Here is a 22,138-nt window from a genome sequence, read left to right on the forward strand (position 1 = left end):
AAATCGTAGATTAAAATGTATTGTTGTTTGTGTCAATAAACATTTTATTTTTTAGTAATGTTAATTACTTCAATTTATAATACATCATACTTAATGGGTAAAGTATCACTGATAATAATTTGAAATGATTCAATCCTTTATTTATTTCAAAAAGACTTTTATCATTAAACATAGAATACACTTGATACCCAACTAAGTTACGAATCAAAGTTTTCGGATAGCCAAAAAGTTTTGTTCCATAAGAATTTAGAAATGAACGATAACCTTCCATTAATCCAAAAGTGTTTTTTCCACTCCAACGTGTATTCGAAACAGAGTTTTCATCCGATTCATCTAAATGATAGTTACGAACAACTTTATTAACAAATCTAGTTTTCATTCCATTAGCATCATAAGTATTAAAAAATACCGATTGCGGAATATATCCTTTGTGCTTAAAAGATGAATAATCAAAGTTTTTCAACAATTGTTGATAAGTCTTTGTTATAAAGATTCCAAACTTATCTCCACGTACTTTATACTTATAGCGCATATCGAAAATAGAGCCATCAAAACCATTGTTCGGGTATTGATTTCCAACAATTTTTCCATCTGTATATTGTGACAATCCCATCACAGAAATATATTCATACTGATTTTCGATTTGTTCAACCTCATCAAATAAAACTTGTAACGAATTGTATGGATATGAATCATCCGAATCTACAATCATAAAATATTTTGAAGCCACTTTTTTTATACCTTCAAAGACCGTGATAAATTTATGTTGATTTTTATTCCAGAAATACTCAATATCCATTAAACCTTCTGATTTAAAGTTTTCAACAATTTCTTTTGTATTATCAGTAGAACCATCATCCATAATCATCCATTTAAAATTCTTAAATGTTTGATTTTTCAACGAATCATATACTCTCGTTAAGGTATGCGCACGGTTATACGAAGGTGTAACAATTGTGATTTTAACCTCGTTCATTTTCAAGTTTGATTTGATATTGTTGTTCAAAAACTTCAGAAACTTTACGATAAATCTTTTGCTCATCAAATTTTTGATACGCTGTTGCTGTACCTTCTGTGATTTTTTGGATCAAATCCTGATCTGTCATAAAAGATTTCATTGCATCGTACATTTCTTGTTCATCATAGTTGATCAATACACCATCAACTCCATCCTCAATCATTTCAGCTATCCCGCCTACATTTGTCGAAATAATTGGTTTTTGCATACACATTACTTCTCCTATCACAAGTGGATAAGATTCTGATTGTGTTGGTAAAATAAAATAATCTGATGCCTTAATGTAAGGATAAGGATTGGTTTGAGAATCCAACAGCAAAAATGAATCTTCAACATTCAATTCTTTGCGTTGACTCATCAAATTTTCCATTTCATTCCCTCCGCCTATCACTGCAATAATGTGTTTAAAACCATCGTCTAACAATTGTTTATGCACTTTCATTAAGGTATGGTAACCTTTGCGCGAATGCAAACGCCCCATCGAAGAAAAGACAGGAAAATCAGTTTTATAAGAATATTCGAAAAGATCTGCTTTATTCAGTACTTCGTCTACTTTTATCACATTATAAATCACTGTCGATTTGGGATAGGTGACTTGGTACAGATCATCAATCACCTGACGTGTTTGTTTTGAGCCAAAAATCATGAAATCAAAACGTTTCATTTTTTCAATCCTACTCAAAACACGTTGTTTATCCTTGTCATAACCAACATCGGTATGAAACCAGCCTATTTTACGTGAAGATTTATCAGGTGAATTAAGCACCATATCAAATTCTGCATAACCAGGAGAAACTTCAATATCATATTTTTCCGGAACTTTCAATTGATATAAAATAGAAGGAAATTGATTATAAACTTCTAATTTAAGCCTTCTCCAAACCAATTGTATTTTTTGAATAAACGGATTAGAACTCATCTGTTCTTTTCCATTTTCTACTACAATTAACTTTATATCAGCTGGGATATCTTTTATCAATTCTCCTTGATACAAATTAAGCATCAACGTGAAATCGAATTTATCTTTGGGCAAGTTTCGTAATAAGTCTAAAACTACTCTCGGCACTCCGCCCATTTCTAGCGAACGAAGCCTAAAAAGTACTTTTATTTTTTTAGGTTGATTAGACATTTGGTTAGTTTAATGGACAAAAATACAACATTGAGTTTGAATTGAATAATACAACAATCTAAAAACTCTTGAAATAATTCTTAATTTTGCTGAAAAAATCAGAAAATGTTCAAAATTGGAACAAAAGTTAAAGTAATAGATGATAACATTTCCGGAACAATTACCAAGATAAAAGGTGATTTTGTCTACTTTAACGACGAATTTGGTTTTGAATATGAATATTATCAAGACGAAATCATCAAAGACATCGAAATTGATTATGAAGAATACCGTGACGAGGAAATCAAAGAATTTCCGAAGCCAAAATTCAAAACTTTTCGCAAGTCTCATCGTCATCCATATGTAACGAGAGAGGTTGATCTACACATTGAAAATTTAGTAGAGAATTGGAGAGAGCTGGATAGTAACGAAATTATACAAACCCAATTGGATGTCGCACGTAGTGAAGTAGAACGTGCTATGTTTGAAAGTCAAATCCGCTTGATTTTAATTCATGGGTATGGAAAAGGAATTCTAAAAAAAGAAATTACAGAACTACTTTATCGTTATACCAATATAGAATTCTATGACGCCTCATTCAAAGAATATCACGGAGACGCCATAGAAGTTAAATTTATTTAATTCTTTTTTCTGAATAATAGGCAAATGATGATTTTAAAATCTTTTAATCCAATCCATCAAATCATAATAATTTTGAGGAGCAATTCCGTGTCCGCTTCTGTATTCACGGTATTCGGATTTAATGTTCAGCGAATTTAAAAATTCTTCTCCTGTCCGTCCCATTTCTATTGGTAATACTACATCTTCAACTCCGTGCGAAACAAAGAAATTTAAATTTGAAAAATCTTTCTTTTGGTCGAAATCTCCAATAATCTTAGGTTCAGGATAGCCACTTAAAATTGCTACATTTTTAATTTTATCAGGATAATTTAATGCAATTGCATAACTTAAAATAGCTCCTTGACTAAATCCCATCAATGTCACATTCTCGCTATCTAAATTCTCTTTTGATACGATGGCATCAATAAACTCAACTAGTTTGTTACGAGATTGTACAGCTTGTGCTTCATCCATCCATTTTTCGTTATTCACGAAATTGATATCGTACCATGCATATCCTCCATACATAATATCATATACCGCACGCACACTTACAATATGCGCATTTTGTGGCAAATCCTGTGCAAACGAAAACAAATCGTCTTCATTGCTTCCGTAACCGTGAATCAAAACAAAAAGTGGTGTTTTGTCAGCCATAACAACAGGTAAGCGTTCGATGTATTTTATTCCGTTTAATTCTTTCATTTTTATTTATTTTTAGCGAATTTAATTCTAATTTGTAAATAAAAAAACGGTATTCAGTTGAACTAAATACCGTTTCTTCACTACGAACTTGCAAATTTATTTGTAATTCTATTTTTTAGATTTTTATATGTCCCCAGTTTTCTCCCGATTTTATCCGGTACAATTGCATTTCACTAATTCCAAATTGCTTGGCAATAATTCGTAATCTCGTTTTACGATTAGGATTGGCAAGAATTTTTTTAATGCGAATCACATCAGTCGTTGTCAGTTTGCTTCCATCCATTTTTTGACGTGTTCTTTTCGATTTTTCTACTCCCATATGATACAATGGACTATTCATAAAATGATCTCTGAATTCATCTTTTGTTGCCCATTTTAGATTCGTACAGATATCATTGTTTTTGACAAAATCAAGATGTAATAAATAGATTTGATCTTTTAATGGTTTTGGAAGAAATTTTTCAGCCACTAAATGATAAATCAAATGCTGAGCGTATCTTTTTTTTCCGGCTTCATCTTTATAACTATAACGGAAAATTCTATACCCATTAATGTAACTTCCTTTCAATACCCGGCCATCTGTTTCTATATCTTCCTGATAACTCACCAAACGTCCAAAATTTGAAATGGCATAGTAATTTCTCAAAGTACTTTCCAATTCTACTTCTTTAAATTCTTCTCCTACAAGTATCTTTACCATGTTATGTTCTATTCTTTTTTTTTTAATAAAATAATTAAATGAGGCGAGAGGTGAGATTAAGATTTTAACTAAAGTAAAGATTTTCATTCAAGTTTATCGTTAAAAAAATCTAAAATTCATTTTTCATCCAAAATCAAACAATCAAAGGGATAAATTGTTTAGTGAACAATTGAATTTACATGATAAAAAATATAGATTTATAATCGTTCGCTTTCGATATAAAATTCTAATTTTACAATGTGAAACAATGGGCTACAAAAATTCTGATCTTTTTGTACATAACGACTTCAACTCAATTTTGTCAGTTGTATAAGTTGCCTATATTTATTTCTCATTTTATTGAACATGATCGTGGTGGAGATTTTATTCATGAAATGGAAGCATTTTTAATTCATCATTATGGTGGTCATGAAAAAGATGCAGATTGGGAAACCGACCAGAAATTACCTTTTATGAAAGTGGAGTTTGTACACATTGACTTCTTCTTCTCACCTATCAAATTATTTCATGCCTTACATTTAGACAAAGAAATTTCTACAACTTCAATAAAATCTTTTGATGAAAATTTCTTATACTCTCATTATTTAAATTCGATTTGGCAACCGCCAAAACAAGCGTAAAATCAAAATTAATTTTTCTAATGCAACCTTGACCTAACTCAATGTTGCAAAAATTTCAGCTATTTATTCATATTTAGCTCATTTCCTAATTTATACAATTTTACGATGTTAAATAAGATTATTGATTTTTCAATCAAGAATAAATTTATCGTGGGTTTGTTTACGTTAGCTTTGTTAATATTTGGTATTTACGACGCAACGAAATTACCCATTGATGCACAACCTGATATCACCTCGAATCAGGTTCAAATTATCACTGTAGCTCCCTCTTTCAGCGCGGAAGACATTGAACGCTTGGTTACTTTTCCTATTGAACAAGCCAACTCCAATATTGGAGGAATTACAGAAATCCGAAGCTTTTCCCGCTTCGGGTTATCACTGGTTACAATCGTTTTTGATGACGAAACGGATGTGTATTGGGCACGTCAACAAGTAAGCGAACGATTGTTACAAGTTCAGAACGAAATTCCGGAAGGGATTGGAGAACCTCAACTAGGACCTATTTCAACAGGTTTAGGCGAAATTTATCAGTACGTTGTCCGTCCTGCTGAAGGATATGAAGACCAGTATGACGAAACAGAATTAAGAACAATTCAGGATTGGATTGTAAGACGTCAGCTTCTGGGAGTTCCCGGAGTGGCAGATGTAAGTAGTTTCGGTGGAAAATTAAAACAATATGAAATCGCCATAGACCCTCAACGTCTCCAATCCTTTAATCTTACGATTAACGATTTGTTTGACGCTTTAAGTGAAAACAATCAAAATACTGGAGGCGCATATATTGAAAAAGGTCCTACTTCATTATTCATTCGTTCAGAAGGCTTAATTGGAAAAATTGAAGACATTGAAAACATCTTGGTAAAACGTTCTCAAAGCGGCACACCTATTTTACTAAAAGACGTTGCGGAAGTTAAAACCGGTTTCGCTACACGATACGGCGCAATGACTTATAATGATTCCGGTGAGGTTTCCGGTGCAATTGTCATGATGCTAAAAGGAGCCAATAGCAACGAAGTGGTTAAAAATGTACAACAACGTATCGAAGAAATAAAAAAAACATTACCCGAAGGTATCGTAATTGAACCTTTTTTAGACCGAAAAAAAATGGTGGACAACACTATTCGTACGGTTGAAACAAACTTAATTGAAGGCGCATTAATTGTTGTATTCATCCTCGTCCTTTTTTTAGGAAATCTACGCGCAGGTTTCATTGTTGCTTCTGTCATTCCTTTATCTTTACTATTTGCCATCATTATGATGAATGTTTTTGGCGTTGGTGGAAACTTAATGAGTTTAGGTGCTTTAGATTTTGGCCTTATTGTAGACGGAGCAGTTATCATTGTAGAAGCTGCAATGCATCAATTGGCACACAGTAAAAAGTTTGGTTTAAATCTGAAATTATCTCAATCTGAAATGGATCAAACAGTTGGTTCTTCAGCAAAGAAGATGGTCAACTCAGCTGTATTCGGACAAATTATTATTCTAATTGTGTATCTTCCTATTTTCACATTACAAGGAATAGAAGGTAAAATGTTCAAGCCAATGGCTCAAACTGTTGCGTTTGCATTAATCGGGGCATTTATTCTATCGCTGACTTATATTCCTATGATGACCAGTTTATTTTTAAGTAAACAGAAGAAAATTAAGCCTAACTTTTCAGATCGGATAATGGCTAAAGTTGAAGTTTTTCATCAGAAATATTTAATCAAAACCTTAAGAATTCGTCAACTAATTTTAGCTATTGTCATTTTTCTTTTTGCTATTTCTGTCTTTGTCATGTCACGTCTAGGTGGAGAATTCATTCCTGCTTTGGAAGAAGGTGATTTCGCTGTAGAAGCACGTATCTTACCTGGAAGCAATATCACCACAACCATAGAATATACAACCAAAGCTGCTAAAATTTTGAAGGAACGTTTTCCCGAAGTGGAAATGGTCGTCACTAAAATTGGAAGTGGGGAAATTCCAACAGAACCGATGCCTATGGACGCCGGTGATATGATTATCGTTTTAAAACCTAAAAAAGAATGGACATCTGCCAAAACATTTCCTGAATTATCGGATAAAATGAGTAAGGCATTAGAAGAAATTCCCGGTCTTTCCACCGGTTTTCAATTCCCTGTTCAAATGCGTTTCAACGAATTAATGACAGGAGCCAGACAGGATGTGGTTGTCAAAATATTTGGAGAAAACCTAGATAGTTTAGCCGTTAATGCAGATAAATTAGGTAAAATCATTACGACTGTAAAAGGTGCTCAGGATTTATATATTGAACCGATCAATGGAATTCCACAGGTTGTCATCGAATTTAATCGTGCATTATTGGCTCAATACGGACTCAGTATTGGTGAAGCTAATCGCATTATCAATATGGCTTTTGCCGGACAATCTACAGGAATGGTGTTCGAAGGTGAAAAACGATTCGATTTAGTTGTGCGTTTAACCGCTGAAAAACGTGCCAACATAGAAGATATTCGAAATCTTCTTATTCCTACAGCTTCCGGAATTCAAATTCCATTGAGTCAATTAGCTAAAGTTGATTATAAAAATACGCCTAATCAAATTCAACGTGAGGACACCAAGCGTCGTATTGTAGTCGGTTTTAATGTAAAAGGGCGAGATGTAGAAAGTGTCGTACAAGAATTACAACAGAAAGTTGATGCCCAAATAAAACTTCCAATAGGCTATTACACAACGTATGGAGGAGCATTTGAAAACCTGAATCATGCCAAAGCTCGTTTAGGAATTGCAGTGCCTGTCGCATTAATTTTGATTTTCGTTTTATTATTTTTTGCCTTCAAATCAATCAAAGAAAGTTTATTGATTTACACCGCCATTCCACTTTCATCAATTGGAGGTATATTATTTTTAGCCGCTCGCGATATGCCTTTCAGTATCAGTGCCGGAGTAGGATTTATTGCTCTTTTTGGAATCGCTGTATTAAACGGAATTGTATTGATCTCAGAGTACAACCGTTTACGTGATCATGGTATCAAAAATACAACTCGAATTGTAATTATGGGAACACGCACTCGTCTTCGTCCTGTTTTAATGACCGCTGCCGTTGCCTCTTTGGGCTTCTTACCAATGGCTCTCAGCAACGGATCAGGAGCTGAAGTCCAACGTCCATTAGCAACCGTTGTAATTGGAGGTTTAATGGGCGCCACTTTCTTAACTTTATTTGTTTTACCAATTTTATACGTTATGTTTGAACATATTCATTTTAAAAAGAAACGAGAAAAGAAAACAACACTTTCAGCTTTAGTACTTATCATCTTCACTTTAATCGGGACTTCTGTCCAAGCACAAGAACGGTTGAGTTTTGAAGAGGTTTTAAAATTAGCTGAAACAAATAATCTTGAAATTAAACAAGCTGAATTGAATACAGTTTATCATGAAAAGAATGTTTTTATGAATCGTTCTCTTTCTGCTTTGGATATTTCTGCTGAATTAGGACAAGTGAATTCCGGTGAGTTTGATAACAAATTTACCATTTCGCAAGCTTTTCAATTTCCTGTCGTTTTTAAGCGTCAAAAAGAGTTGAACGAGCAAATGATTAATGCGTCGAAAGCAAATGAAAAATTGACAAAAGTTGAAATCAAACAACGTTTAGCAAATTTGTATGTCAATATGCAAAATACAGAAGCGCAATTTGATTTATTGAAAGAGAATGAATCCATTTATCATGAATTTCTTCAAAAAGCAAATTTGCGTTTAAAGAAAGGAGAGTCCAATCGTAGTGAAATCTCGACTGCAATTATCCAATTCAAAGCAATTCAAAGTCAACTAAAATTAATTGAAGTTGAATTAGAAAATACCTCGAGGAAAATTCAGTTTTTAACAAATTCTACGGTTAAAATTTATCCAACTAAAAATAGAGTTCATTGGAATGAGGTTTCAGGTTTAAACATTTCAACTTCTCATCCATTGTTAGAATTCTCAGAAGAAAATATTCAGACTTTCACCTTAGAAAGTGAAGTTGAAAAATCAAAGAAAATTCCGGTTTTAACAGTTGGTTATTCAAATCAAAGTTTTTCCGATTTGGATCAAAATCGTTACAATTCTTTTCAAATAGGCGTTGGTTTACCTTTATTTAATAGAGGGGTCAATTCTTCTATCGAAGCTTCGAAAGTTAAAATTGATCTTGCGAGACAATCTTATGCATTACAACAATCAAAAATGCAACAAGATTTTGATGTATTAAAAAATCAAATCAATACATACGACGAAATTATCAATGATTTTGAACAAACTCAAATTCCGGCTTCTAATGATTTACAAAAAACGATTAATCGTCAATTATTAGAGGGAGAAATCAACTTTTTGGATTGGGTTATTTTAAACAATCAAATCATCGAAGTCAAAACATCGTTTTTAGAAGCCAAAAATTTACGTGAACAAGCATATGCTACAATAACCTATTATACAACAGAATAACATGAAAAAATATCTCTTAATACTTTGTATTTCATTTACTCTAATGAGCTGCAACAAAGAAGAACAAAAACAGGAAGAACAAATACTAACAACCACAAGTTCTTCTATTTTAAAACTAACAGATGCTCAACTAAAAAATTTTGAAATCAGTACAACTTCTTTTCAAACTCACAATTTGTCAACAACAATTCGTTTAAACGCAAAAACAGCGGTTACACCTGAAAATACAATTTCCATTACCAATGCTTTTGGAGGTTATGTAAAACGAATTGCATTAATTCCAGGAAATTATGTGAATAAAGGTCAAATTTTGGTTGTGCTAGAAGATCCTCAATATATACAGATGCAAGAAGATTATTTGACGACAAAAGTTTTATTGGAACAAGCTAATGCGGATTATGTCCGTCAAAAAGAGTTGAATGCAGAGCAAGCCGCGAGTGATAAAGTCATGCAACAAGCAAAAGCAACCCGCCAATCTCTCATGGTAAAGAAAAGCTCGTTGGAACAAAAACTACGAATAATGAACATCAATCCTGCGACAGTTTCTTTAAATAACATTCGTCGTACAATCAATGTTTATGCTCCAATTAGCGGAATGGTAAGCCAGGTTTTTACAAATACAGGACAATACGTTTCTCCTGCTGATCCTATGTTAGAAATTATTAACCCGAATCGTGCGCTGCTAAATGTAAAAGTATTTGAAAAAGATTTGAGCACTATACATATTGGTCAATTAGTCACTGCCTATACGAATGCGAAACCGGATCAAAAATTAGATGCTCAGATCTCATCCATTTCCAATCAAGTAAACGAAGATGGTACAGTAGATGTTTTTGCAAAAATTACAAATGCAAATGGAACCCGATTAACTGCGAATATGTATTTCAATATCGAATTACACGTAAATTCGTTAACTGCTAATGTTTTACCGGAAGAAGCCGTTGTTCAATTTGAAGGAAAGGATTACATTTTTGAAAAACAAAACAAAAATCAATTTCGTTTAATTCCTGTTACAACAGGTGGTTCGGCAAATAAGATGATTGAAATCAAATCGCCTCAAAACTCAGGAAAAGTTTATGTAGCAAAAGGAGCTTATCATCTTTTGACTGCAATGAAAAACAGTGATGAAGAAGGATAAGTTAAGTTAAATATAATATTCCACTTTAATTTTACATCTTAAAGTGGAATACTTTTTTTTAAAAAAATCTAGTAGATTTAAAACCCTTCAAAAACACCCAATCCAAATAAGGCAAAGTCATATTTAACAGGATCGTTAGCGTCCATTTCCCGAAGTTTTGTATCTAATTCTTTTAACGCTTTCGCATCATTTTGTTTACGGGTCAAAATCCCTAATTTTCTGGCAACATTTCCGGAATGTACATCCAAGGGACATGAAAGAACAGAAGTTGGAATAGATTTCCAGAGCCCTAAATCGACACCTTGTTTATCATCACGAATCATCCAACGCAAATACATGTTAATTCGTTTTGCGGCAGAATTATTCAACGGATCAGAAATATGTTTTTTTGTTCGGTCTAAATGTTCGATTTCAAAAAAAGTGCGTTTAAAATTTGAAATAGAAACCTGCATTGAATCTGAGGTTTGATATTGAGCAAAGACATTTTCTAAACCGCCGTGATTTTGATAGATATTTCGAAGTGATTGCATGAAAAATTTCAAATCATCACTATTAAAAGTTCGATGTACAAAACCATTTAGATTTTCTAAATCATTTTCAGAGAAATTCATCACATAATCATAGGGAGAATTCCCCATCAACTGCATCATTTTATTTGCATTATTGATAATCATTTTTCGATTTCCCCATGCTATGGTTGCGGCCAAAAAACCTGCGATTTCAATATCTTCTTTCAATGAAAAAAGATGCGGAATCTGTACGGGATCCGAATCTATAAAATCTAATGTATTATATTGAAGAACTTTTTCTTCAAGGAAATCCTTCATATTTGTCATTAAACAAATATACTAAGAAGTAGGAGATGTTCTATTTTTAGTATATTAAAAACTAGAATTTCAATCCCAGTCTATTTTCTATACCTAAAACTTTATAAATAATTTTCAAGTGGTATTTCACTGTATTTTCTGAGATAAAAAGTTGTTTTCCTATTTCTTTATTTGTTTTCCCTTCTTTTACAAGTTTAATAATCTCTATTTGTCTTTCCGATAGCTCGTAATCCTCTATAGAAAGTAATTCTTCTCCCTTTTCATTAGATTCTTTCATAAAGTTTTCCAACTCCATTCGCATTCTACAATTTTCTCTTTGTATAAATCGGTTTTTTTCTTTGTTTGAATGGTATAATTTTATAACTACAATAAGAAATGCTAATACGGCTATCAAACAAATGATAAGTAAATATCGAATATTTTTCTCATAATCAATTTCAATATTTTTACGTTTATCAAGCAAATCTTTATCAAGAATGGTTAACTTTCCATTAAAGGTATTTGTATTATATTTATAAGTAAGTTCTACACCCGTTTTCTGATGATAATAAGCTTTTTCAAAATCTCCTATCTTGGCATAAAAGTGACTCATTGTATAATAAACAAACTTTTCATAAATCAACATTTTATATTTTCTTGAATAAAAAACAGCATTCTCGAATGCCTTTTCCGCCATTCCTACATCTTTTATTTCCTCTGCTAAATCAATCAACTTTATATAAACTGCAGCTACATGTTTCGGGTTATCTTTTTTACCAAGTTCAATAGAATGATTCAGTGTTTTTTCTGCATTTAAAAAATCTTTATTATTTATTTGTAATATTGCTATAACGTTATAATAAAATAATTTTGTTTCAGAATTTAATAGGGATAAGTCTTTTGTAGAAATTTCATTTAATAACCTATCTACATCATTCCATTTTTGATTATCAAAATAAACAAACAATTGTTCAACCAGCAAACGCACTTCACCAATCTCTTTCAGTTTATCATCACGCACCTCTTCTAAATGCTCCTTTGCTAATTCTAAATTACGTGCAACTTCTGGATAATTATACAATCTTTTAAACGTTAAAGACCTTTGTATGTAAGCATTATAAATATCATAATGCGTAGAGTTTTTATGTGTAATAACCTCCTCCAATCTCAGCAATGAAGTTTCATATTTAAATTGATCGTTTAAAATTGAGATTTCATCATTCAATTTTTGTGGATCAATATTTTGAGCAGTTAAAAAATGGGTAGTAAATAATAAAACAAAAAAAAGGAAATTCTTAAACATTAAAAAAACAATATTTCTTATAAAGTGTTAATATATTTTTTTTACTTAAAATGTTTAGATCACAAATGTTATCAAATCGCATCAATAAATAAACCATCAGCCATCGCGAGCTTTCGATCGGTCATATCTGCCAACTCTTCATTATGTGTGACAATAACAAATGTTTGTCCAAATTCATTGCGAAGATTAAAAAACAATTCGTGTAATTCTTCCGCATTTTTAGAATCCAAATTTCCCGAAGGCTCATCGGCAAAAACAACTTTAGGTTGATTAATTAATGCACGAGCGACTGCCACACGCTGCTGTTCTCCTCCCGAAAGTTGATTAGGTTTATGTGTTAACCGTTGCGAAAGTCCTAAATAGGACATTAATTCTTTTGCTCGTTTCTCAGCGTCAGCTTTCTTTGTTTTTTTGATAAATGCAGGAATACAAATATTTTCAATGGCGTTAAATTCCGGTAATAATTGATGAAACTGAAAAATAAATCCGATGTTCTCGTTACGAAATCTCGATAAATCACGATCATTTAACTTCGTAATATCTTGCCCCGCAATCTGAATAGATGTATTATATTTTTTTGGTTCAGAACTTTTTTCGAGCGTTCCTAAAATTTGAAGTAAAGTTGTTTTTCCTGCTCCGGAAGCTCCAACAATAGAAACGATTTCTTTTTCAGCAATTGATAAAGAAACATTTTTTAGTACTTCTAATTCACCAAATTTCTTGACAATATTTTCTGCTTTTATCATGAGGTAAAGATATAAATTAAGTTCTAAGTTTTTTTTGATATCCTCAATGATTTTGAACTTTAATCGTGCTTACTTCATTCAATAGCTTCTACACTCCTTGTTTCATTACTTCCCTTATTATAAAATAGTGTATGAAATACGATTTAAAATTCATATAATATTCATTTTAACTTTCTATATCATTAATATTCGTATCTTGTAACCTCTAAATAAACAATATTATTTACTTTTTTAGCATAAGCTGATAAAATTAATATGGCAAAATTTAGAATACATCAACAATATTTTTATTTTTGTAATTGAAAAATCAAAAAAAATGAATCTTCACGAATATCAAGGAAAAGAAATTCTTAGTAAATATGGTGTGAAAGTACAACGCGGTATCGTTGCTACTACACCAGAAGAAGCTGTAGAAGCTGCTAAATCGTTAACTGAACAAACTGGTACAGGTTGGCACGTTATAAAAGCACAAGTTCACGCAGGTGGTCGTGGAAAAGGTGGAGGTGTTAAGCTTGCTAAAAACTTGGACGAAGTTAAAGAGAAAGCAAACGAAATTATCGGAATGCAATTGGTAACTCCTCAAACCTCAGCTGAAGGTAAAAAAGTTCACCAAGTATTCATCGCTGAAGATGTTTATTACCCAGGAGAATCTCAAACAGAAGAATATTATGTTTCTGTCTTGTTAGATCGTGCAACTGGTAAAAACATGATTATGTATTCTACAGAAGGTGGAATGGATATCGAGGAGGTTGCAGAATCTACACCGGATAAAATCTTTACAGAAGAGATTGATCCTACTGTAGGAATTCAAGGTTTCCAAGCACGTAAAGTTGCTTTTAACTTAGGTTTATCAGGAAACGCTTTCAAAGAAGGAGTAAAATTTATCACTGCTTTATATAATGCATATGTAGCAATTGATGCTTCTATGTTCGAGATTAACCCAGTTCTTAAAACATCTGACGATCAAATTATTGCAGTAGATGCTAAAGTTTCTATTGATGATAATGCTTTATACCGTCATGCAGATATCGCTGCTTTACGTGATACAAGAGAAGAAGATCCTACAGAAGTTGAGGCTGGCGAGGCTGGATTAAACTTTGTAAAATTAGATGGTAATGTTGGATGTATGGTTAACGGAGCTGGTTTAGCAATGGCAACTATGGACATCATTAAATTATCTGGTGGTAACCCGGCTAACTTCTTAGACGTTGGTGGTACTGCTGATGCTGAACGTGTGGAGAAAGGTTTCCGTATTATCTTAAAAGATAAAAATGTAAAAGCAATCTTAATTAATATCTTCGGAGGTATCGTTCGTGGTGACCGTGTTGCACAAGGTATCTTAGATGCTTATAAAAACATGGGAGATGAAATCAATGTTCCAATCATTGTTCGTCTACAAGGAACTAATGCCGAAATCGCGAAAAAAATGATTGACGATTCTGGATTAGAAGTTCATTCTGTGATCACATTAGAAGATGCAGCGAATAAAGTAAAAGAAGTATTAAGCTAAGATTTGGTTTAATCACAATATAAAAAGCTCCCAAAAGTCATCTTTTGGGAGTTTTTTTTATATAGTATCTGACTATAATTGATTTAATCTTTTAATAAATTCAATACATATGTTGATTTTTTTATTCGAATCTGCTTTACTCAACGAATTAGAAATTTCAACACTACTTTAAAAATAAAAACTCCGCTCAATCATAATCTTGAGCGGAGTTTTTAAAAAGATTTATATATCTTCAAAATCGATATTCGTAAAAGATTCCACTTCCGTTTCATCTTTACTTATAACTTTACTTTTTGGATCAAAATCTCGTTGATGTCTTTCTGAAATAACTTCTTGTCCTTTTTGTGCAAAAACAAAATCTGTTGTTTCGTCTAACATTTCCTTGAAGCTTTCAAAATCTTCTTTATACAAATAAATTTTATGCTTTTTGTAATACACATTTCCATCATCTTGTGTATTTTTTTTACTTTCCGTAATCGTCAAGTAATAATCACCTGCTCTTGTTTCGCGAACGTCGAAAAAGTAAGTTCTTCTTCCAGCCCTTAATACCTTAGAAAAGACTCCTTCTGCATCTACCTTTTCTTGGTTTTCAAAATCATTCATAAGTCTAATAGAGTTTAATTGTTAAATGTTTCCTAACAAATCTAAAAAAAATTAAGAAAACAACAACATTTTAATCAATTAATTTCTATTTTTTTATTAATTTAATAATTAAGCTCTTAATCAAGCAGTTGTTTATTGTACAATTCGTAATAATATCCGTGCTTATTTAATAATTCGTTGTTTGAACCATTCTCTAAAACATGACCATCTTCTAACACTAAAATCTGATCTGCTCCTTTTGCGGAAGAAACACGATGCGTAATAATAATGGTAGTTTTCCCTTCTATCTCAGAGGAAAGATTACTCAAAATTTGCTCCTCTGTTTCTGTATCTACAGCAGATAAACTATCGTCAAAGATTAAGATTTTCGGATCATTCACCAATGCACGAGCAATAGAAACACGTTGTTTTTGACCGCCGGAAAGTGTCACTCCTCTTTCACCTACAACCGTATTATAACGTTCTTTGAAACGATCAATATTATCATGAACTACTGCTTTTTTTGCAAAAATCTCTGCCGTTTTTTCTTCTGTATCATCAGAACCAAATAAAATATTATTGGTCAAGCTATCAGAAAAAAGAAAAGCTTCTTGCGGAACATACCCAATTTCATCTCGAATTGATTCTACATTCATTTCATGAATATTTTTACCATCAATTAAAATTTCTCCGGAAGTTGGTTCCAAAGAACGGGCAACTAACAAAGCTATCGTCGATTTACCTGACCCCGTTTTCCCAAGAATAGCTAAAGTTTCACCTTTGTTTATTTTGAACGAAACATTATCCAACGCTTTTATACCTGTATTCTCGTAAACATAAGAAACGTTCTTAAACTCTATCGATCCTTCAATCTTATGATTGACCAATTGTTTTTCTTTCACATCCGTTTCCGCATTCAAAAATTCGTTGATACGGAACATTGATGCTTCAGCACGCTGTACAACCATAGTAATCCATCCTAAAGATGTAAAAGGCCAAATTAACATATTTAAGTAAAGGAAAAACTGTGCTATAGAACCAATGTCCATTTTTCCTTCGATGTATTTAATTCCACCTAAATATAAAATAACCAAATTACTTACTCCAACAACAACAACCATCAATGGTCCAAAAGCGGCTTGAATCTGGGCTAAATTCAGAGCTCGTTTTTGATATTCATCTGCTTCTACTTTATATTTAGATTTTACAAACTCTTCTGAATTAAATGATTTAATGACACGAATTCCGGCAAAAGTATCCTGTACAGAAGAAGAAATGGTCGATTGCTGCTCTTGAACCCGTTTACTTTTCTTGTTAATATTCCGCGCAACGTTATAAATCAATACAGATAAGACAGGCAACGGAGCCAATGTATACAAGGTTAATTCTTTGTCTATCTGCAACATGAAATAAGCAATTATCACCACACGAGAAACCAAATCGACCGGGTACATAATTCCGGGACCAAGATACATCCGTACCAACCCAACGTCTTCAGTGATCCGATTCATTAAATCTCCCGTTTTATGTTTTTTGTAAAACGACAACGATAATTTTTGGTATTTATCGTAAATCACGTTTTTCAAATCAAACTCAATGTAGCGGGAAGCGACAATAATCATTTGTCGGGTTCCTACAGTTAAGGCCCCTCCCAATACTTTAAAAAAGAAAAAAGCTAAACTGGCATACATCAATCCTTGTTTTAATAATTCAAGATTATCGTTCCCTTCTTTTTTAAAATTCTGAAGCAGTTCTTCAACTGTATTAATTGCTTCTCTAATATATGTAACGGAAAAAACCTGTACCCAATTGGCACAAATTGTAAAAATGAAGCCTAAAAATATTCTCCATTTATACTTCCATAAAAATTTATTTAACTTTTGTAATGATTTCACAAAACAAAATTACATTCTTTTTTTTACCTTTGCATCAATTTATTAGACGTTATATCATTGAAATTATGTTGGGAAGAAGACAACTCCGCGAAAAAGTAATGCAAAATATCTATGCTTACAATAGTTTAGGAACGGATGGCGAGGAAAGAATGGTCGAAAAAAATATGATGAAAAGTATCGATCAAATCTACGATTTGTACATTTATATCCTGAATTTAATTAAAGTTCAAAAAGACATTGCCGAGCATAAAATTGAACTTGCAAAATCAAAAAACTTTCCAACCGAAGAAGATTTAAATCCAAATTTAAAATTTGTTCACAATAAAGTATTCAAAATTCTAGAAGAAAATCTTGAATTGTCTCGTTATTCTAATGACAACAAATTTTTGCTTTGGGACATTTATGATTCTTACCCGAACAATATTTACAAAAATTTGACAGAAAGCGAATTGTATAAAACGTACATGAGCAGCGGCAAAAATTCTTTCGAAGAAGACAAAGAGTTTATTTTAGACTTTTTCGTAGAATTGATTGCGGAGTATGAAGATTTACACGATTACTTGGAAGGGGTTCAAATCACTTGGGCAGATGATGTTCATATTGCAAACGCAATGGTACATACCACAATAAAATCTTTCCGTCAAAACAGTTCACCTTTGATTTCTTTATTCAAAGTGTACAAAGACCTGGACGACAAAAAGTTTACAGAAGAATTGTTCCGTAAAACGATTCGTCACCAAGCCGAGACCAAAAATATGGTTGATGAAAAAGCGCAGAACTGGGAATTAGATCGTATTGCAACTATTGACTTGATTATTTTGGAAATGGCATTAACAGAGTTTCTATACTTTCCGAATATTCCTGCAAAAGTGACCATTAATGAATATGTCGAATTAGCAAAAAACTATTCAACAGAAAAATCGCGTGTTTTTGTTAACGGAATCTTAGATAAAACCTTAAAAGAGTTAAAAGACAATAATAATTTACCAAAATATGGTAGAGGTTTATTATAGTGTTTAATTTTTCTTAAATTTGACTAGGACAAATAATTAAAAAAATGAAAAGTAAATTATTTATTTTAGGTGCATTTGCATTATCATTTGCAATCAGCTCTTGTGGAGAGAAAAAAGCCAGCGATAACTTTACAGCAGAAGAAACAGCTCAACAAGCTGAAAATGTTGTAGATCCGGCTAAAGCTCCAGTTTTAACATTAGCTGAAGCAAACCACGATTTTGGAGACGTACAGGCTAATAATAAAGTAGAAACATATATCAAGTTCAAAAACGATGGTAAATCTCCATTAGTTATCCGTGATGCTTCTGCAACATGTGGGTGTACAGTCCCGGAATTTCCTTCTACACCAATTGCAGTAGGCGCTACAGATTCTATCAAAGTTGTGTACACAGCGGGTAATATGAACGGAAAACAACAAAAGACAGTAACTTTAGTCACAAATACAGCAAATGGTCACGAGAAATTTGACATCTCTGCTAATGTTGTTGGAGCTACTGCTAATGATCAAAATGCTCAACAAGCGTTTGGACAATAAGTATTAAATTAATTAAAATATAAAAATGATTCAAACAATCTTTTTACAAGCTGGTGCACAAGGCGGAGGTATGTCTATGCTTTTAATGTTTGGAGGTATGTTCGTGATTATGTATTTCTTCATGATTCGTCCTCAACAAAAGAAAGCAAAACAAGAAAAGCAATTTCAAACTGATATCAAACGTGGAGATCAAGTTGTAACTACTTCTGGTATTCATGGAAAAATTAATGAAATCAATGATGATTCTGTCGTTATTGAAACCGGAGCAGGAAAAATCAGATTCGAAAAAGCAGCAATTTCTAGAGAATTAACGGCTGCTCGTTATGCAAAAAGTACTGAGAAAGCTGAAAAGCCGGAAAAAGCAGTAGAAGACAAAAACTAATACCAAGGTTAACATATATTTAACTGATTGCCGAAGAAATTATTCTTCGGCATTTTTTTAACTTCAAACCATGAAAAACAACCAGCCTTTTGTAGTAGGAATCACAGGCGGAATAGGCTCTGGAAAAAGCACCGCAGCAAAATTCTTTGAGGAATTTGGTGCTCCTGTGTATAATTCTGACATAAGAGCAAAAATTATTCAGAACGAAAACCCTGAAGTAAAAGTTAAAATTACTGAAGCTTTTGGGCAAGAAGCCTACAATGAAAGCGGCTTAAATAAACCATTTATTTCAAAACAAGTTTTTCAGGATAATGAAAAACTAAAATTATTAAACGGTATTGTCCATCCTGCTGTTTTCAAGGATTTTGATGATTGGAAAAAAATGCAGAAATCTGACATCGTGATAAAAGAAGCTGCCATTTTAATAGAAAGCGGAAGTTATAAAGATTGTGATGTTGTGATAAGTGTGATAGTCGATATTGAAAAACGCATTTCACGCACTATAGAAAGGGACGGATTAACGAAAGAAGAAGTTCTTGCCCGTGTCAATAATCAGATCTCGGATGAAGAACGAATCGCTAAATCAGATTTTATCATTGATAATAACGGAGATTTAACTCACCTGAAAAATGAAGTTGAACAAACGTTCATCAAAATTAAAAAGTTGATTTAACTAACATCATTATGATCTCTTGTAACTAAAATAGAGTTTAGAAAAGATTAAACTATTTTTAATCATTCAATAAAAATATTAAATGAAAAAAGGATTTTACAAAATCTTAATTGTGATCATGAGTGTTGCGCTTATAGGATTGATTATTATTCAATTTTACTGGCTCAATTTAACGATTCAGAATGGTACGGAAAGTTTTAATAACAACGTATACCAGGCGATGAATTACACGACTGAAAAAATTAATAAAAATGAATTGGAGCTATATTATAAAAAATTCAATAATATTCAATCTGATTTAAAATCGAATAAAGACAAGCCGCAAGTTGTGACCAACCAAGTCATAAAAGATTCTCTTGGGGTGACCTATGCTTATGTGACACGCTATGTTGTCGAAAAATCAATGTTACCTTCTTCCGGTAAATACAATGATAGTTTAACAAAAGCAAATATTTATTCGCAGGAGCGTGTCTTTAAAATTGATAAAGATTCTACCGCAAGAGGAATTCCGAATCTGAATTTGAATTTTGAACATTCCTTACAAGACGGAACATTTACCTTAGAAAGTGCTGCGCGCTGGGATGCCGGAACAACACCAATTGATAAACGTGTTTCGTATGAGATGCTGGATTCTATTCTAAAAACTGAATTACGAAACAGAGGTATTAACCAAGCGATTCCAATTTTGGCCGTGTTGAAGAAAGATTCGACAGAAACAAATGTAAAATCAAAAGATTTCGATCGAAATAAAATCGAATTTATGGTTCCGTTATTTCTTGACAGAAAAGACCATATCGAATATTATTTGGCTGCCAATTTTGTCAACAGGAAATTAGCAATTGTCGCTCCGACAGTTCCAGTTATTTCGTTGACATTTATCTTGACCATGATTATCATTACGGTATTTTCTCTGTCAATTTATTACATGCAGTTGCAACGTAAGAGTTCGGAAATTAAGACAGATTTCATCAACAATATGACACACGAATTCAAAACACCTATTGCAACAATTAACATTGCATCTGATGCATTGAGGAACGAAAAAATATATACAGATCCTGAAAAAGTAAAATATTATGCTGATTTGATTAAGCAGGAGAACAAACGCATGAATGCTCACGTGGAGATGGTATTGCGAATGTCGAAGCTGGAACGTAATCAAATGGATATGAATTTTCAGGAAGTAAACTTAAATGGTGTGGTACAAAAAAGTATTGAGCCGATAAGATTTATTGTAGAAGAAAGAAATGGTACAATATTTGAAGAATACAACGCAGAACAGTCGTTTGTAAACGGAGATCCGTTCCATTTAGAGAATATGATTATTAATGTGTTGGATAATGCTCGAAAATATTCTCCGGACACGCCAGAGATTAGAGTGAAAACATACAATAAAGACAACAATTTTTTAATTGAGATTTCTGATAAAGGAATGGGGATGTCGCAAAATGTACTGAAAAAAATATTTGAACAATTTTATAGAGAAGAAACGGGAAATATACACAATGTAAAAGGTCATGGACTTGGATTGTCTTATGTCAAAAAAATTGTTCAGCTGCATGGCGGACAAGTATGGGCAGAAAGTTCTCCGGGAAAAGGAAGTACTTTTTATATTAAAATTCCTCTAAAATCATAGATCAATGAGTGATAAACAACGATTACTTTTAGTAGAAGATGATCCAAGCTTTGGAAGCGTATTGAAGGATTATTTGGTTATAAACGATTTTGACGTAACGCACGCAATCGATGGTGAAGACGGTCTTGCCAAGTTTAAAGAAAGTGATTATGATCTATGCATCCTGGATGTGATGATGCCTAAAAAAGATGGTTTTACATTAGGAAAAGAGATCAAAGAATTAAAAAGCGAACAACCAATTATATTTTTAACTGCAAAAAACATGCGAGAGGATGTTTTAAACGGTTACAAAATTGGAGCGGACGATTATGTCTTAAAACCATTTGATTCTGAAGTTTTATTGTACAAAATAAAAGCTGTTTTACAACGTAATTCAGGAGAAGAAGAAAAATTTGAACAAGAAGATTTCAAAATTGGAAAATTCACTTTCAATGCGAAATTGAGACAATTAATTTACGACGGTAAGTCACAAAAACTTTCACCTAAAGAAAACGAATTGCTACGTTTATTAGCTGTTTATAAAAACGATTTAATGCCTCGTGAAATTGCATTAACGCGTATTTGGCACGATGATAATTATTTTACATCGCGCTCGATGGATGTTTACATCGCTAAATTACGTAAATATTTAAAGAAAGACCCAGCAGTAGAAATCGTGAACATTCACGGAGAAGGATTCCGACTGTTGATTCAAGAATAAAATTATAATTCT

General features: G+C 32.5%; 20 protein-coding genes. 11 read left to right on the top strand and 9 right to left on the bottom strand.

Annotated elements, in window-relative coordinates:
- Positions 1-64: 64 nt before the first annotated feature.
- On the bottom strand, positions 65-976 hold the full coding sequence (locus H277_RS0103755) for a glycosyltransferase family A protein (RefSeq protein WP_019974244.1): 912 nt from the start codon (positions 974-976) through the stop codon (positions 65-67).
- Positions 963-2,147, bottom strand: a complete 1,185-nt coding sequence (locus H277_RS0103760) for a glycosyltransferase (RefSeq protein WP_019974245.1) — start codon at positions 2,145-2,147, stop codon at positions 963-965. Before H277_RS0103760 ends, H277_RS0103755 begins: the two co-directional genes overlap by 14 nt.
- 105 nt (positions 2,148-2,252) lie before the next feature.
- Here H277_RS0103760 and H277_RS0103765 point away from each other — a divergent pair, with 105 nt between their 5' ends.
- Entirely contained in the window at positions 2,253-2,768 is a 516-nt protein-coding gene (locus tag H277_RS0103765) for a Smr/MutS family protein (protein WP_019974246.1), read from the top strand.
- A 33-nt stretch (positions 2,769-2,801) separates the two neighbouring features.
- Here the strand turns inward: H277_RS0103765 and H277_RS0103770 are convergent, their stop codons facing one another.
- Both H277_RS0103770 and H277_RS0103775 read right to left on the bottom strand, forming a co-directional pair.
- Positions 2,802-3,452, bottom strand: a complete 651-nt coding sequence (locus H277_RS0103770) for an alpha/beta hydrolase (protein ID WP_019974247.1) — start codon at positions 3,450-3,452, stop codon at positions 2,802-2,804.
- Positions 3,453-3,567: 115 nt separating this feature from the next.
- Entirely contained in the window at positions 3,568-4,152 is a 585-nt protein-coding gene (locus H277_RS0103775; protein WP_026357395.1) for an NUMOD4 domain-containing protein, read from the bottom strand.
- Positions 4,153-4,391: 239 nt separating this feature from the next.
- Between H277_RS0103775 and H277_RS0103780 the strand changes: the two genes are divergently transcribed.
- The 3 genes from H277_RS0103780 to H277_RS0103790 all read left to right on the top strand — a co-directional run bounded on the left by H277_RS0103780 (position 4,392) and on the right by H277_RS0103790 (position 10,344).
- Positions 4,392-4,772, top strand: a complete 381-nt coding sequence (locus tag H277_RS0103780) for a hypothetical protein (protein ID WP_146810510.1) — start codon at positions 4,392-4,394, stop codon at positions 4,770-4,772.
- 105 nt (positions 4,773-4,877) lie between these two features.
- The gene (locus H277_RS0103785; RefSeq protein WP_019974250.1) at positions 4,878-9,206 is read left to right on the top strand and encodes a CusA/CzcA family heavy metal efflux RND transporter; all 4,329 of its coding nucleotides are present in this window, start codon (positions 4,878-4,880) and stop codon (positions 9,204-9,206) included.
- Position 9,207: 1 nt separating this feature from the next.
- Entirely contained in the window at positions 9,208-10,344 is a 1,137-nt protein-coding gene (locus tag H277_RS0103790) for an efflux RND transporter periplasmic adaptor subunit (protein ID WP_026357396.1), read from the top strand.
- Between the two features lie 77 nt (positions 10,345-10,421).
- On the opposite strand, the gene H277_RS0103795 is transcribed toward H277_RS0103790, so the two are convergent.
- The 3 genes from H277_RS0103795 to H277_RS0103805 form a co-directional block, all read right to left on the bottom strand.
- Positions 10,422-11,180, bottom strand: a complete 759-nt coding sequence (locus H277_RS0103795) for a TIGR02757 family protein (RefSeq protein WP_019974252.1) — start codon at positions 11,178-11,180, stop codon at positions 10,422-10,424.
- Positions 11,181-11,232: 52 nt separating this feature from the next.
- A complete protein-coding gene (locus H277_RS19620; protein WP_019974253.1) occupies positions 11,233-12,453 on the bottom strand; it encodes a helix-turn-helix domain-containing protein in 1,221 nt (406 codons plus the stop codon).
- Between the two features lie 71 nt (positions 12,454-12,524).
- Entirely contained in the window at positions 12,525-13,199 is a 675-nt protein-coding gene (locus tag H277_RS0103805) for an ABC transporter ATP-binding protein (RefSeq protein ID WP_019974254.1), read from the bottom strand.
- A 316-nt stretch (positions 13,200-13,515) separates the two neighbouring features.
- On the opposite strand from H277_RS0103805, the gene sucC reads away from it, so the two are divergent.
- Positions 13,516-14,709 (top strand): ADP-forming succinate--CoA ligase subunit beta, encoded by a 1,194-nt coding sequence (sucC, locus tag H277_RS0103810; protein ID WP_019974255.1) that lies wholly within the window; start codon positions 13,516-13,518, stop codon positions 14,707-14,709.
- A gap of 222 nt (positions 14,710-14,931) precedes the next feature.
- Here the strand turns inward: sucC and H277_RS0103815 are convergent, their stop codons facing one another.
- The gene (locus tag H277_RS0103815) at positions 14,932-15,312 is read right to left on the bottom strand and encodes a PUR family DNA/RNA-binding protein (protein WP_019974256.1); all 381 of its coding nucleotides are present in this window, start codon (positions 15,310-15,312) and stop codon (positions 14,932-14,934) included.
- Between the two features lie 116 nt (positions 15,313-15,428).
- Positions 15,429-17,186, bottom strand: a complete 1,758-nt coding sequence (locus H277_RS0103820) for an ABC transporter ATP-binding protein (protein WP_019974257.1) — start codon at positions 17,184-17,186, stop codon at positions 15,429-15,431.
- Between H277_RS0103820 and nusB the strand changes: the two genes are divergently transcribed.
- From nusB to H277_RS0103850, 6 genes are all read left to right on the top strand, one after another.
- Positions 17,177-18,199, top strand: coding sequence for a transcription antitermination factor NusB (gene nusB / locus H277_RS0103825; RefSeq protein WP_244874873.1), 1,023 nt, complete (start codon positions 17,177-17,179; stop codon positions 18,197-18,199). The genes H277_RS0103820 and nusB overlap by 10 nt on opposite strands.
- Before the next feature lie 44 nt (positions 18,200-18,243).
- Entirely contained in the window at positions 18,244-18,735 is a 492-nt protein-coding gene (locus tag H277_RS0103830) for a DUF1573 domain-containing protein (RefSeq protein ID WP_019974259.1), read from the top strand.
- 25 nt (positions 18,736-18,760) lie between these two features.
- On the top strand, positions 18,761-19,117 hold the full coding sequence (yajC, locus tag H277_RS0103835; protein WP_019974260.1) for a preprotein translocase subunit YajC: 357 nt from the start codon (positions 18,761-18,763) through the stop codon (positions 19,115-19,117).
- Between the two features lie 70 nt (positions 19,118-19,187).
- On the top strand, positions 19,188-19,790 hold the full coding sequence (gene coaE / locus H277_RS0103840; RefSeq protein ID WP_019974261.1) for a dephospho-CoA kinase: 603 nt from the start codon (positions 19,188-19,190) through the stop codon (positions 19,788-19,790).
- An 82-nt stretch (positions 19,791-19,872) separates the two neighbouring features.
- Entirely contained in the window at positions 19,873-21,426 is a 1,554-nt protein-coding gene (locus H277_RS0103845; protein ID WP_019974262.1) for a sensor histidine kinase, read from the top strand.
- A 4-nt stretch (positions 21,427-21,430) separates the two neighbouring features.
- Complete coding sequence (locus H277_RS0103850; RefSeq protein WP_019974263.1) at positions 21,431-22,126, top strand: response regulator transcription factor; 696 nt, start codon at positions 21,431-21,433, stop codon at positions 22,124-22,126.
- The last annotated feature ends 12 nt before the right edge of the window (positions 22,127-22,138 follow it).

This window comes from Empedobacter brevis NBRC 14943 = ATCC 43319, assembly GCF_000382425.1.
GTDB lineage: Bacteria > Bacteroidota > Bacteroidia > Flavobacteriales > Weeksellaceae > Empedobacter > Empedobacter brevis.

What these genes read in the sequence shown, in the direction of transcription:
- H277_RS0103765 (WP_019974246.1), top strand. Translation starts at nt 2,253, where the DNA reads ATGTTCAAAATTGGAACAAAAGTTAAAGTAATAGATGATAACATTTCC.
- H277_RS0103770 (WP_019974247.1), bottom strand. Translation starts at nt 3,452, where the DNA reads ATGAAAGAATTAAACGGAATAAAATACATCGAACGCTTACCTGTTGTT.
- H277_RS0103815 (WP_019974256.1), bottom strand. Translation starts at nt 15,312, where the DNA reads ATGAATGATTTTGAAAACCAAGAAAAGGTAGATGCAGAAGGAGTCTTT.
- H277_RS0103795 (WP_019974252.1), bottom strand. Translation starts at nt 11,180, where the DNA reads ATGACAAATATGAAGGATTTCCTTGAAGAAAAAGTTCTTCAATATAAT.
- H277_RS0103805 (WP_019974254.1), bottom strand. Translation starts at nt 13,199, where the DNA reads ATGATAAAAGCAGAAAATATTGTCAAGAAATTTGGTGAATTAGAAGTA.
- nusB (WP_244874873.1), top strand. Translation starts at nt 17,177, where the DNA reads ATGATTTCACAAAACAAAATTACATTCTTTTTTTTACCTTTGCATCAA.
- H277_RS0103830 (WP_019974259.1), top strand. Translation starts at nt 18,244, where the DNA reads ATGAAAAGTAAATTATTTATTTTAGGTGCATTTGCATTATCATTTGCA.
- coaE (WP_019974261.1), top strand. Translation starts at nt 19,188, where the DNA reads ATGAAAAACAACCAGCCTTTTGTAGTAGGAATCACAGGCGGAATAGGC.
- H277_RS0103845 (WP_019974262.1), top strand. Translation starts at nt 19,873, where the DNA reads ATGAAAAAAGGATTTTACAAAATCTTAATTGTGATCATGAGTGTTGCG.
- H277_RS19620 (WP_019974253.1), bottom strand. Translation starts at nt 12,453, where the DNA reads ATGTTTAAGAATTTCCTTTTTTTTGTTTTATTATTTACTACCCATTTT.
- H277_RS0103775 (WP_026357395.1), bottom strand. Translation starts at nt 4,152, where the DNA reads ATGGTAAAGATACTTGTAGGAGAAGAATTTAAAGAAGTAGAATTGGAA.
- H277_RS0103790 (WP_026357396.1), top strand. Translation starts at nt 9,208, where the DNA reads ATGAAAAAATATCTCTTAATACTTTGTATTTCATTTACTCTAATGAGC.
- H277_RS0103785 (WP_019974250.1), top strand. Translation starts at nt 4,878, where the DNA reads ATGTTAAATAAGATTATTGATTTTTCAATCAAGAATAAATTTATCGTG.
- H277_RS0103760 (WP_019974245.1), bottom strand. Translation starts at nt 2,147, where the DNA reads ATGTCTAATCAACCTAAAAAAATAAAAGTACTTTTTAGGCTTCGTTCG.
- H277_RS0103850 (WP_019974263.1), top strand. Translation starts at nt 21,431, where the DNA reads ATGAGTGATAAACAACGATTACTTTTAGTAGAAGATGATCCAAGCTTT.
- sucC (WP_019974255.1), top strand. Translation starts at nt 13,516, where the DNA reads ATGAATCTTCACGAATATCAAGGAAAAGAAATTCTTAGTAAATATGGT.
- H277_RS0103755 (WP_019974244.1), bottom strand. Translation starts at nt 976, where the DNA reads ATGAACGAGGTTAAAATCACAATTGTTACACCTTCGTATAACCGTGCG.
- yajC (WP_019974260.1), top strand. Translation starts at nt 18,761, where the DNA reads ATGATTCAAACAATCTTTTTACAAGCTGGTGCACAAGGCGGAGGTATG.